Annotated in this window: 10 protein-coding genes; 4 read left to right on the forward strand and 6 right to left on the reverse strand. The window is 37.5% G+C overall.

The features are described 5' to 3' along the window. Positions 1 to 198: 198 nt before the first annotated feature. On the forward strand, positions 199 to 945 hold the full coding sequence (locus Q0486_RS10990) for a NigD-like protein (RefSeq protein WP_299233081.1): 747 nt from the start codon (positions 199 to 201) through the stop codon (positions 943 to 945). On the opposite strand, the gene mutS is transcribed toward Q0486_RS10990, so the two are convergent. From mutS to Q0486_RS11005, 3 genes are all read right to left on the reverse strand, one after another. Then, entirely contained in the window at positions 938 to 3,562 is a 2,625-nt protein-coding gene (gene mutS, locus Q0486_RS10995) for a DNA mismatch repair protein MutS (RefSeq protein ID WP_289091396.1), read from the reverse strand. The genes Q0486_RS10990 and mutS overlap by 8 nt on opposite strands. Positions 3,563 to 3,813: 251 nt before the next feature. Beyond that, positions 3,814 to 4,617 carry a KilA-N domain-containing protein gene (locus tag Q0486_RS11000; RefSeq protein WP_299233084.1) on the reverse strand — a complete coding sequence of 268 codons (804 nt, stop codon included), beginning with the start codon at positions 4,615 to 4,617 and terminating at the stop codon, positions 3,814 to 3,816. A 139-nt stretch (positions 4,618 to 4,756) separates the two neighbouring features. Beyond that, positions 4,757 to 5,572: a type II CAAX endopeptidase family protein gene (locus Q0486_RS11005; RefSeq protein WP_299233087.1), complete on the reverse strand. Its 816-nt coding sequence runs from the start codon at positions 5,570 to 5,572 to the stop codon at positions 4,757 to 4,759. Between the two features lie 323 nt (positions 5,573 to 5,895). Here Q0486_RS11005 and Q0486_RS11010 point away from each other — a divergent pair, with 323 nt between their 5' ends. Both Q0486_RS11010 and Q0486_RS11015 read left to right on the forward strand, forming a co-directional pair. Continuing rightward, complete coding sequence (locus tag Q0486_RS11010; protein WP_299233090.1) at positions 5,896 to 6,405, forward strand: flavin reductase; 510 nt, start codon at positions 5,896 to 5,898, stop codon at positions 6,403 to 6,405. Positions 6,406 to 6,414: 9 nt separating this feature from the next. Continuing rightward, a complete protein-coding gene (locus Q0486_RS11015; protein ID WP_299233092.1) occupies positions 6,415 to 8,022 on the forward strand; it encodes a hypothetical protein in 1,608 nt (535 codons plus the stop codon). Positions 8,023 to 8,143: 121 nt separating this feature from the next. Here Q0486_RS11015 and Q0486_RS11020 read toward each other — a convergent pair whose 3' ends face one another. From Q0486_RS11020 to Q0486_RS11030, 3 genes are all read right to left on the reverse strand, one after another. After that, positions 8,144 to 8,722 carry an outer membrane beta-barrel protein gene (locus Q0486_RS11020; RefSeq protein ID WP_299233095.1) on the reverse strand — a complete coding sequence of 193 codons (579 nt, stop codon included), beginning with the start codon at positions 8,720 to 8,722 and terminating at the stop codon, positions 8,144 to 8,146. A gap of 257 nt (positions 8,723 to 8,979) precedes the next feature. After that, positions 8,980 to 10,188: a glycoside hydrolase family 88 protein gene (locus Q0486_RS11025; protein ID WP_299233107.1), complete on the reverse strand. Its 1,209-nt coding sequence runs from the start codon at positions 10,186 to 10,188 to the stop codon at positions 8,980 to 8,982. Between the two features lie 64 nt (positions 10,189 to 10,252). Further along, positions 10,253 to 12,157: a heparinase II/III family protein gene (locus Q0486_RS11030; RefSeq protein WP_299233097.1), complete on the reverse strand. Its 1,905-nt coding sequence runs from the start codon at positions 12,155 to 12,157 to the stop codon at positions 10,253 to 10,255. 366 nt (positions 12,158 to 12,523) lie between these two features. Between Q0486_RS11030 and Q0486_RS11035 the strand changes: the two genes are divergently transcribed. Further along, positions 12,524 to 12,857 (forward strand): carboxypeptidase-like regulatory domain-containing protein (locus Q0486_RS11035; RefSeq protein WP_299233099.1); only part of this gene is annotated, 334 nt, incomplete at its 3' end.

The following is a 12,857-nucleotide window of genomic DNA, read 5'->3' on the forward strand; positions in this document are numbered from 1 at the left end:
TAGAATACATGCCTGTCACGCATGGGGTCACGGGTTCGAGTCCCGTACGCACCGCTTAAACCTTCACTTTTCAGTGAAGGTTTTTTTATTATATCCATATTGATTTTTTTTAACATATAATGATGCATGATATTTCATAATAATGCATTTAACGTATAGACAAACATTCAAAGTTAACACGTTAAAAAATAAATTATTATGAGACTACGTTCAATTCTAAAACATGCTTTGGTAGCTTCGGTTGCCATGTTTTCACTACAGTCGTGCAACGACGATGATGATTATGATTATTCGCTTTTATTACCTAACGCTCTGGTTACTGTAAAAACTGATGCCAACGATACTTTCTTCCTCCAACTTGACGATGAAACTACTCTGTTTCCTGTAAACGTAACTGAATCACCATTTGGAGAAAAAGAAGTTAGAGCACTGGTAAACTATCAGGAAACAACAGATCCTTCGGAAGGTTTCAGCAAAGCTGTACACATCAACTGGATAGACAGCATCCTGACCAAGCCTATAGCAGCAAACCTGGGAGATGAGGAAAATGACAAAGTTTACGGTAATGATCCGGTTGAGATTATGAACAGTTGGATGACTGTTTCAGAAGACGGCTATCTGACACTACGTTTCAGCACAGCATGGGGCAATACAGGTACAAAACACTTCGTAAACCTGATTTCAACAAACAATCCTGAAAATCCATACGAAGTGGAATTCCGCCACAATGCATACGGTGACACTTACGGACATCCTGCTGACGGACTTGTAGCATTCAAGCTGGACGGAATATTGCCCGACACAGAAGGCGAAACTGTAAAACTGAAACTTATATGGAATTCATATAGCGGCGAAAAGAGCCACGAATTTGACTACTGCACACGCCAGTCAACTCCGGCAAATCCGGAAATGACAAGCGTGCGAGCAAAGAATTTCATCAATTAAGAATTTTCTTTATTTCATTTAATTTGTTCAAAGCTTCAACAGGGGTGAGATTATTGATATCCAAATTGATAATTTCATCCCTTATTTGGCTTAATACGGGGTCGTCAAGCTGGAAGAAGTTCAGTTGAATACCGTCTGATGTTGACGACGATGAAGCACCTTTCTTTTTCTTTAATTCCGAAGTTATCTCCTTTTCCTTACCGGATATAGATCCCTGTCGGTTTTCTTTCTCCAGAAGGGCTAGAATCTCGTCAGCACGCTTAACGATAGACTTAGGCATACCTGCCATCTTCGCCACATGAATACCGAACGAGTGTTCGCTGCCTCCACGTTCCAGTTTACGGAGGAAAATCACTTTATTATCAACTTCCTTGACAGATACATTATAGTTCTTTATGCGGCTGTAGGTACGCTCCATTTCGTTCAACTCATGATAGTGGGTTGCAAACAGAGTACGTGCCTTTGCCTTAGGATTCTCGTGTATATGTTCCACAATAGCCCACGCTATGGATATACCGTCGTATGTAGATGTACCTCGTCCAAGCTCATCGAACAGCACCAGACTGCGCTGCGAAAGATTGTTCAGAATATCTGCAGCCTCGTTCATTTCAACCATAAACGTAGATTCTCCCACAGATATATTGTCGCTCGCTCCCACACGGGTAAATATCTTATCTACAATACCTATATGCGCACTCTCAGCCGGTACGAAACAACCTATCTGAGCCATAAGAGTGATAAGGGCAGTCTGTCTGAGCAAAGCCGACTTACCGGCCATATTAGGACCCGTTATGATTATAATCTGCTGTTTCTCAGTGTCAAGATAAACATCATTTGCTATATATTTTTCATCCAGAGGAAGCTGTTTTTCTATCACCGGATGTCTTCCCTGACGTATATCCAGCACCTCATCCTCCGATATAACCGGACGGATATAACCGTTAGCCTTTGCGGCCGATGCAAACGAAAGCAGACAGTCAAGAACCGCTATCTGAGTGGCATTTATCTGAATAGCCGGAATAAACTCAGCCAATGACATTACCAGCTCGTTATAAATACGTGTCTCCAGCGTAAGAATCTTATCCTCGGCTCCAAGGATTTTCTCTTCGTATTCCTTCAGTTCCTGAGTGATATATCTTTCCGCGTTTACAAGCGTCTGTTTTCTTATCCATTCGGCTGGAACCTTATCTTTATGCGCATTACGCACCTCTATATAATAGCCGAACACGTTATTATAAGCAATCTTAAGACTTGGAATACCTGTAAGCTCGCTTTCTCTCTGCTGAATCTGAAGAAGATAATCTTTTCCGGAATATGATATACGTCTCAGTTCGTCCAGTTCTTCGGACACACCGTCGGCTATCACACCACCCTTATTAACCAAGAGCGGAGGATCATTGTTTATTTCCTTTGCTATTTTATCACGGATAGAAACACACAGGTTGAGCTGTTCACCTATTCTGCGAAGACTCTCGTTGTCAGCTTCAAGGCAAGCCATCTTGATAGGTTCAATAGCCTGCAAAGCAACTTTGAGCTGCACCACTTCACGTGGAGAAATCCTGCCCACAGCAGCTTTCGACACTATACGTTCCAAATCACCTATTCTGTGAAGACAGTCCTCAACCTCTTCCTTAAAGTCCGGATGACGGAAAAAATATTCCACCACATCAAGCCTCCTGTTAATAGGCTGCACATCCTTCAGCGGGAATATAATCCAACGTTTCAACATACGTGCTCCCATCGGGCTAATTGTATGGTCTATCACATCGAGCAGACTTGTTCCACCATCGTTCATACTTCCCATCAGTTCCAGACTGCGGGCAGTAAACTTATCTATGCGCACATACTTTTCCTCTTCTATACGCGACAGCGATGTAATATGCCCAACATGCTCATGCTGAGTCATTTCAAGATACTGAAGAATAGCTCCCGAAGCTATCACACCATTCTTCAGATGTTCCACTCCGAAACCTTTCAGATTTTTCGTTTCAAAATGCTTGAGCAGTTTCTTCACAGCCGATGTTTCTGTGAAAACCCAGTCGTCAAGTTCGAAAGTAAAGAATTTGGTTCCGAAATTAGCTTCGAACATAGGTTTCTTGCCACGTTCGAAAAGTACCTCCTTAGGAGCAAAATTATTGAGAAGTTTATCGATATAATCGAGTTTTCCTTCGGCTGTCATAAACTCTCCGGTAGAAATATCCAGAAAAGCCACGCCGCAAGCTGTCTTTCCGAAATGAACGGCAGCCAGGAAATTGTTCTCCTTATAAGAAAGAATATTGTCTCCTATGGCCACACCCGGCGTAACAAGCTCTGTTATACCGCGTTTCACCAGTTTTTTGGTAGTTTTAGGGTCTTCCAGCTGGTCACAGATAGCCACACGTCGTCCTGCCCTTATAAGTTTTGGCAGATATGTATCAAGAGCATGGTGAGGAAATCCCGCCATCTCGATAGTCTTATTCTGTCCGTTGGCCCTCTTTGTAAGGGTAATGCCCAAAATCTCGGATGCTGCCACCGCATCTTCCGAATACGTCTCATAAAAGTCTCCGCATCTGAAGAGCATGATAGCATCAGGGTGCTTCGCCTTCAGGTCGAAAAACTGTTTCATCATGGGGGTCATTACTACTTCGCTGTCTTTTGCCACGGTAAAATCCTTTCTTTATTTATGATGTTTAATACAAATTTCCAGAATGCAAAGATATAATAAAGAATAGTCATGCAGACTATCAGTTTTTCTATCATTTACCGGAAACACAATCAGTATTTACAACCGGTTGTTTCCTATTGGTTATATTATATATGCAAAGGTATTGATTTTTGTTTGATATTGCTTCTCCTTGTTGTAGATTAATTTCAAAATGTGTAGCTCTGTTATTTTAATAGTCTGCGCTCATTGTCGCCGCTTTCCAAAACTCCCATTTGATGAATGGCTATTTGATTTAGCTTGATAAGGCGTTCTCCCTGCGGTATGCCTTGCTCGATGAACACTGCATTCAGGTTTTCCATGTTCGACAAGCAAATAAGCTCATTGATCGTGGCATAGTCCCGGATATTTCCTTTAAGGTCAGGATGTTGCTCACGCCACATTTTGGCAGTCATACCGAACATAGCAACATTCAACACATCGGCTTCATTGGCATAGATAACACTTGCTTGTGCCGCCGTTACCTCTACCGGAATAAGGTTCTGTTTGATAGCGTCAGTATGAATGCGATAATTGATTTTCGACAGTTCCCGTTTGGCAGACCAACCAAGCAATTTTTGCTCCTCAGTCTTCAGTCGTTGGAATTCCTTGACTATATAAATCTTAAATTCCGGACTTATCCACATAGCAAACTCAAACGCAATATCCTTATGCGCATATGTTCCGCCGTACCGTCCGGCTTTAGCTTGTAAACTTATGGCATTAGTACGAGCTACAAACTCTTTCACGCTAATCTTAAAACTGTTAAGTCCAGATTGGTTTCTAATTGTGGCGAATTCGCCATAATTAAAAAGGGGATTGTAAACTTTCTCCCAAATGCCAATAAATTCAAGCGTATTTCGGTTGCGCAACCAATCCGTTATAAAGAAATCCCCATCTTTGGCACGTAACATATCTGTCAAACAAATATAGTCCTCGTCATTGACTTTAACGACGTTTATTTCGATATCTTTTACTGTAATCTTCGCCATTTTATATTTGTTCCTTTAGTTTTAAGCACAAAGGTAGTTATAATTCATGAGACTTTATCCTTTTCAATGAACTATATACGAGAAGGTTATAACTGATTAATTAAAAGTAATCAATACAATAATCTGGCTGATGTTATTTTTATTGTAAAATAAAGTTATTTTCTTCGTTCCACTGCACCGGTTCTTTCACCAGTTTCCTTCTGATAATTAAAATGCATACTACAGTAAGAATAATTCCTGCCACTGCCAAAGCCATAGAACCAGCCTCTCCAAGTGATGAAATCATTGTCGCATCAGGGTCACCTGACAACACATAAAGCAACACAGAGCTTCCGTTATTGATAAAGTGCATCAGCATTCCTGGGATAAGGCTTCCTGTAAGGTAATACATCCATCCAAGAGCCATTCCAACCACAAACGCAAACGGAATCTGAGCCGGATTGCCATGTACCACACCGAATATAAGCGACGACACCACTATACCAAGATAAGGCATTTTCCACTTTCGCATAAGATGCCCCTGTATAGCACCACGGAACAGCAGTTCTTCCACCAGCGGAGCCATAACTACAATGGATATTATCCCCAACGGATTGTTCATCATCTGTTCAAACACATCCTTCATATTGTCAGGCAGTCCGGCAAGCTCGCTGAAATAGTTGGTCCACAATCCCATTGCCACGATAAACACAGATGATGCAAACAATACAGCCCATCTATCGGGAGTTTTCAATCTGAAAACATCAATAGATACATATTTTCCCAATACTACATGAAGCCCTACAGACAATGTGGAAAGAAATTGTGCCCACATAATGACAGACATATATCCACTACCGGATACGTCCGGCATTTCCACAACTCCGTTTTTCAGCATATATATTCCTACAAGCACTCCGAAAAATGCCAGCTGATAGGCAAAATAAAGCAATAGTAATTTTATTGTACGTCCCATAATAAGCTCTATTATATAATGCTACAAATTTATACAGTTTACCGTAACAAACCAAACATCACAAAAAGCTTATGTAAAATCATCAGATGATAAAGTAAAAACATCTTTTTATATTCTATAAATACAAACTATATATACATAAATATAACTTATATCTTTATAAATATAACTTGTATTTATAAAAACACATACTGTATTTACAAAATATGTAAGAACAAAATATATTTTCAAACATTAAGAACATATATTTTCATCGTAACTTGTTTCTTTACATTCTGCTTTTCACTATTTTTGTAAACACACATATATAAAATAAAAGAAGAATGAAAGAAATTAACGTATCACAATTGACAGACAATATGATTGAAGCCATCGGTAAAGAATGGATGCTTGTAACTGCGGGTACACAGGAAAAGTTCAACACAATGACAGCCTCTTGGGGTGGCACAGGAGTGTTATGGGGAAAAACAGTCGCATTTATTTTCATACGTCCTGAACGCTATACATACGAGTTTATAGAAAAATGTGACACTCTCACACTCTCGTTCCTGGGTGAAGAAAACAAGGCTATACATAAGGTGTGCGGCTCAAAATCAGGACGTGACACGGATAAGATAGCAGAAACAGGACTTAAACCGGCTTTAACAGAAAATGGTAATATTACATTTGAACAAGCACGCCTTACACTGGAATGCAGAAAGCTTTACGAAGACGACATAAAGCCGGAAAAATTCATAGACAAATCGCTTGACGGAAAATGGTACGGCAATGGGCATGGCAATTACCACAAGATGATTATACTGGAGATAGAACATATTTGGAGAAAACAATAAGTTTGCTTTATGAAAAAAATATTATTGTTGTTATTTGCTTTATATATTATAATACCAACTTATTCTATTTCTATAATAGATAATGATAAGTATAGAGTGTTATATAAAAATGCCATACAAGCAAATGAAGCTTTTTATAGAAGTAATAAGTTAGTAAAAGGATGGATTAATTATTGTGATTCAATAACAGGTTTAATACCAAGAAATTTATCAGGAGATAATTATTGGAATGCTCAGGATGCTGCGGCTGATAATTACCCGTTTATGGTTCTAACGACTTTTTTCACTGATCAGAATATGTTTAATGGTAAGATGAAAGAAATGTTAGAGGCAGAAATTAAATATACTTCTCGCTTAGGGGCTTGTCCTGCAACTTATGATTTTGAAAAACAAAATTTCCGTGATAGTATAGTTAATGTTGGAAATGTTATCTTTGGTTCTGCTGAGTATATGAAAGACGGTTTATTGCCATTAACTGAATGGCTGGGTAAATCATTATGGTCGGATAGAATGATTTCCATATTGAATGATCTAAAACTGTTGATTCCAGATTATGTAGTAACCAATATTGATGGTGATTATTATGGTGGTGTTCCTGAAATTGAAGTAAATGGTGATTTGTTACAAATATTATCTAGGATGTACTGGATGACAGGTAACAGGTCTTATCTTGATTGGGCCATAAAAATTGGTGATTATTACTTGTTGATAAATAGAAATAATATAGACCTTTCATATAAATTAAGATTAAGAGATCATGGAGGAGAAATTGTTTTAGGTCTTTGTGAATTGTATGCAACTTTAAATTTTGTATATAAGGATAAGAAAGAAGAGTATCAAAAACCGTTATATAGGTTAATGGATAAAATATTGGAATGTGGAAGAAATGAACATGGAATGTTTTATGACGAAATAAATCCTCAAAAGTGTACAGTGTTGTCAAGTAGCATTGCTGATACATGGGGATATATATTAGATGGTTTTTATACAATTTATATGATAGATAATCATGTTCCTTATAAAGATGCTACTTTATTGGTTCTTAATAATCTTAGGAAGTTCTATCAGTATTATAACTGGGAAAGAGAAAGTTCAGATGGACTTGCAGATGCAATAGAAGGTGCAATAAACCTACTTAATAGAGAACGTATAACCAGTGTAGAAGAATGGATTGATGATGAAATTGAAGCTATGTTCCGGAAACAGAGAGATAATGGTGTTATTGAAGGATGGCATGGTGATGGTAATTTTGCTAGAACTTCAATAATGTATGCACTTTGGAAAACGCAAGGATGTTATATTAATAATTGGCATAAAGATATCTTATTTGGTGCAGAAAGAGAAGAAGATAAATTAAATATAATTTTCATAGCCTTAGACTCTTGGACTGGAAAACTTTTTTTTGATAAAAAAAGACATAGATTAAATTTAAATTTACCGATAGATTGGACTAGAATAAACCAATTTCCAGAATGGTTTACAATTGATCCGCAAGGTTATTATTCTGTATCAATAAATGAGTCAACTAGTAAAGTGAAAGGAGAGAAGCTATTAGAAGGGCTTTCCTTAAGCTTGAAAAAAGGAGAGAAAATTGTATTAAAAATTATCAAGGATTGAAATCTTTGCTAATTCATTAGTATAAAAACAAGTATTATAACTTAACAACTAAAGAAGGCATATCATTACTTGGAAACAAGTCAGATATGCCTTCTTATAAAAATTGAGTTATCTTTATTCTCTACTTTTTGAACAGACTGAATAAATCATATCCCAAGGAAATCTGAAATACCCGGTCTCTATAGTTTTCCAATCCGGGAAATTCATCCTTATTCAATTTTACAAGACCATAATTATAATTGAATGTCAAATCAAGTCCAAAATTGAAACGATAACCAAGACCTGCCGTTAAAGATGCCGACGTCTTTTGATAATGAATCATAGGACTACCATCCGGTTGCATTCCTTCCAAACCATTATAATAGATATCCAACTGGGGACCGACAAAGATATTTAGCCCCAATGTAGAACAAGGATAAAACTTAAATTTTAATGGAATAAGAATACATTTACTTTTCTCCAGATAATCTCCACCACCTTCTCCTTGTTTGGTAAATAAAACATCAAGTTCTGTTGCAAACTTTTTGATTCTGTATTCTCCAAACACACCGCCTAACATTTTGGAATAATAACCATTATCACCATATCTACTGGAGAATCCGACACCAACACGTGGTCCGAACGACCATTGACTCTGAGCATTCAAATTACTAAAAGAGAACGCAATTAAACACACGAATAAAATAAGAACCTTTTTCATACATTTAATTTTTGGTTTTACATTTTCTATGAATCAATCACCAAATCATGAATAAGAGAACAATTACACTGTCATTAAAGACAGATTAATGGCTTTTTTAGTACATGTTTCATAGTTATTTTTTTGTGGTTAATCAATAGTATTCCAAATGTAAGATATTTTTTAATAAAAAACAACTAAATTACCAAAAATCCCGCCATTGACTAAATTTATGTCAATGACGGGATTTTTCAACTCACTTTAATTATTATCTGCTTTTATTCTTTTTCAGATAGAGATTTACCTCCCTTTTCCAAGTCCATTTTCCGTTTTAAAGCCTCCAGATAGTAATAATCGGCATAATTCAGTGGAACATCAATTTCACTGTTGTGAGGTATGCTTCCCACTGAATGAATAAGTACGAAGCGTCCGTTCTCTCCCAATTTTGCTGTATAGTTCTCTGAAGAAAGACTCTTCATTATTTTATCGGCATATCCCCTATAGTCGAACTGATTATCGTATGTACTCAATTCATAAAGCGCAGAAGCAATAACAGAAGCTGAAGATGCATCTCTTGGCTCGTTTGGAATATTCGGAGCATCCATATCCCAATAAGGAACAAGGTCTTCAGGCATCCTAGGATGATCTTTCATAAAATTGAATGTCTTTATAGCCTGTTCCAGATACTTCTTGTCGGCTGTATATCTGTAGCACATTGTATATCCATAAATAGCCCAAGCCTGTCCTCGCGACCAAGCGGATTCATGAGAATATCCCTGAGCCGTGTGGCGATGTCTTACGCTGCCATCTGAAATACTGTAATCAATCACATGATAGCAGCTTCCATCAGGACGGAACTGCTCCTTCATTGTCCTGTCGGCATGCGAAACAGCTACCTTATAGAAAGTAGAATCGCCAGACAATTCTGTTGCCTCAAACAGAAGCTCAAGATTCATCATATTATCTATTATAACCGGACATTCCCATCCTCTCTGTGCCTGCCAACTGTTTCCTGTCACATTCCAGCTCTGTATGGTTCCGGGTTTTTCTCTGAAACGTGTACATAATGATTTGGCTGCTTCAATCATCACATCTTTATATCCGGTTTTTCCGGAAAGTCTGAGTCCGTTTCCATAACTGCAGTTAATTATAAAGCCAATGTCATGATGCCATGTAAGATTCTTTGCCTCATCCAATGCCTCGGTATATTTCTGTGCCAGAGGAAGAAGAGTATTGTCGCCTGTCAGTTCATAAAGATACCACACACTTCCCGGAAAAAATCCGCTTCTCCAGTCGGCATATCCACAATAATATACTTCTCCGTTTTTTTTCAATGTCACAGGATTCAATATTTTACCACTTGCCTCAATCGTATCAATCTCAAGTTTGATCTGATTGTAGGCATTCTCTACCGACTGCTCCGACCATGTTTTTTCCACTCTTTCAGGTTTATCCGTACAACCTCCAATGGTACAAGCCACGGCCATCACACAAGAACTCAATAAAAAACTAAATTTTTTCATAACCCACGAATAAATTTAAAGTTTATACTTAATAAATAATTTTAAAGATGTAACTGTCCTTTATCTTTTTATCTTTTGCTATAAATGAAAGTCTGTAAATCTCGTCTCCCCATACGTTGCTTAGTTTTTTATCAGTAAGCTTGACAGATTCTTTTTTCACATCGAACTTTCTATTGTCATATTTAACCTGAGCCTTTACTCCATTCACTGATATTTCCACTTTTCCGTCTTTTATAACCACATCACCCCATGTCAGGAAGTTAATAATGTTTTCCGATTTAACCTCATCAAGTTCGAAGCGGTCGTTTACAGTCAGCTCACCGGATTTCATCTCATACGACCTGATCCATGTTTTCACACCTGCCTCTTCAGGATAAGCGGTTGCAATATTTGCAGAGAATCCTTTTCGGGAAGCCTTCACATCCGTAGCCTTATATTTGCGGCCGTTTTTCTGAGGTATGCCATTAATAATAGGAAGATTATGATAATTACTCTGCATAGTCCATATTGTATATCTCTCGCTGCTGAATGTCTGTCGTGTATATGTTCCTACACCTGCATCAATCATAATCGGCATATCGTTTACCCATAAAGAAAAACTTCCGGCATCATTATGATTGTGACTCTCATCGTTATATCCACCCTTTGCAGCCAGGAAAGCCTTGTTGTTTCTTACATAATAGAATTCAGTTTCAGGATACCATGTATAACGGTCGCCTGTATATTCCTGTTGATACTCAGACAAATCCTTGTTTATAATAAAAGACTCAAATATTCTGAACAAATCACGCCCGGCAAAAGAAATCTTGCGGCCATTATTCAACATGGCAGCAAACTGTTTCATCAGATCACTGTCAACAGCCTTTCCGTATCTGAAAATAAGAAAAGGATCTCCACCTCCTTTGGCAGAGGCATCTGCAAAGTTAACAACCCAACCATTTCCTACATAGCTCCTGGCTATATATTCACCCATAGCCTTGATTTGAGGATTATCAAAAATTGAAACTTTTCCCCCGGTAATCCAATCAAGCAGTACAAGATAATCAAGGCATTTGCCAGGAGCATGTCCCCAATAGGACGGTCCTTCTTCACAAGCTCCGTCGGAATGAACATAATTCAGGAACTTATCAACAGACTGCATGCTGCGATAAACAGCTTTTGAAAGTCTGTCCGGATCATTTTCAAGCAACATAAACGTCATAAGACAATTGCTGTTGCACCATGGATTCCAGTTATTGAGCATTTGTCCATTATAGTTCACGGCCATCCACCAGAAACTGTCATTCTCAAGATAAGGTTTCATGATTCTTTCATCCAACTCATTATATAATCTACGGGATATTTCAGGATCAATCTTATCGAATTCATCATGCATAAAATAATATACCCACGATAGAAGACCTCCCAAATCTCCTGCTGTCAGATCAATCAGCGGATAAGTAGGAGTAGGCAAAGCACGATGAGTGGGTTGAGTAATCAGATGAGCAGACAATGCCCATGATGTCATCTCGCAAGTATGAAACACACCGTTTATCAGCTGATCCACAAATCGGCCTTTTCCTTCTGCTAGTTCGGCAAGCATCAGTTTTACTATAGCCTGATTATTATCATTAAAAGGACGCTCCATAACCACTCTGTTTCCACTTCTCTCAAATTCCAGATAATCTGTAGCCCTCACAACCTTCCAAGTATAATCCAAAAGAGCTTCCCCGTCCTTTATAATCTCATCTTTATATTCTCCCAAAAAACGATTCCACCCCTCACGGTCGTTATAGGAAGGATAAGTAACCCATTTCTGGTTCAGGACAAGACAATTTGCAAGATTTTCCTGCGATACTACATTCTGAAGATAATTTCTTTCTGTATAGGCTGCTACATTAATACATGAAAGAAAAAACAATACGATTAAAGAAAAAATACTTTTTGTTTTCATTATATTAGTTGTTTATAATTAACAATGCAATATTATAGTTTTATAATAAAACCGAATAGCAATATTGTACATTGTAAGTGTATAAATTGTATAAATGTTAATCATTAATATCTTAAGAGAACTTTAAAACACAATAATTCTTTATTTTCTATAGTTTTTGACATGACAAGTAATCGCCTCTAAAACTAACACTCTATATATCAACAAATTATGCTTAAAAGAGTGAAATAAGACAATCAATATAAAAATCTTCCAAAGATATTTTCGGACAATTTTCATACATATATCGGACGATTTTTATAACAAAATTCACAAAAAGCAACAATCTTTGCGGCGTAATTGATTTATAAACTTAAACTTATACTTATGGAAAGTGCTAAGAATTATTCAAGCTCCATGGTTAGATTTTTAGCAGGAGCGTCTTTAGCTTTTTTTGCATCAGGCATAGTTGTAGCAGCAAATGAATCATCTTCACCTCATGCCGATGCTATAGAAAGTATCTTACAACAAAAAACTATTAATGGTAAAGTTCTCGATGCAACAGGCGAACCAATTATCGGTGCAAACGTATTGGTTAAAGGAACTACAAACGGAACAATTACCGACATAGACGGAAACTTTACATTAAATGTTCCAACAGAGTGTGTACTTCAGATTTCCTACATTGGTTTCAATACTCAGGAAATTAAGGTTACTTCTA

The organism is uncultured Bacteroides sp. (genome assembly GCF_937912035.1).
GTDB lineage: Bacteria > Bacteroidota > Bacteroidia > Bacteroidales > Bacteroidaceae > Phocaeicola.

Bases quoted from the DNA above. Each gene is read 5' to 3' on its own strand.
- Q0486_RS11030 (WP_299233097.1), bottom strand. From the start codon at position 12,157: ATGAAAACAAAAAGTATTTTTTCTTTAATCGTATTGTTTTTTCTTTCA.
- Q0486_RS10990 (WP_299233081.1), top strand. From the start codon at position 199: ATGAGACTACGTTCAATTCTAAAACATGCTTTGGTAGCTTCGGTTGCC.
- Q0486_RS11025 (WP_299233107.1), bottom strand. From the start codon at position 10,188: ATGGCCGTGGCTTGTACCATTGGAGGTTGTACGGATAAACCTGAAAGA.
- Q0486_RS11020 (WP_299233095.1), bottom strand. From the start codon at position 8,722: ATGAAAAAGGTTCTTATTTTATTCGTGTGTTTAATTGCGTTCTCTTTT.
- Q0486_RS11005 (WP_299233087.1), bottom strand. From the start codon at position 5,572: ATGGGACGTACAATAAAATTACTATTGCTTTATTTTGCCTATCAGCTG.
- mutS (WP_289091396.1), bottom strand. From the start codon at position 3,562: ATGACCCCCATGATGAAACAGTTTTTCGACCTGAAGGCGAAGCACCCT.
- Q0486_RS11015 (WP_299233092.1), top strand. From the start codon at position 6,415: ATGAAAAAAATATTATTGTTGTTATTTGCTTTATATATTATAATACCA.
- Q0486_RS11000 (WP_299233084.1), bottom strand. From the start codon at position 4,617: ATGGCGAAGATTACAGTAAAAGATATCGAAATAAACGTCGTTAAAGTC.
- Q0486_RS11010 (WP_299233090.1), top strand. From the start codon at position 5,896: ATGAAAGAAATTAACGTATCACAATTGACAGACAATATGATTGAAGCC.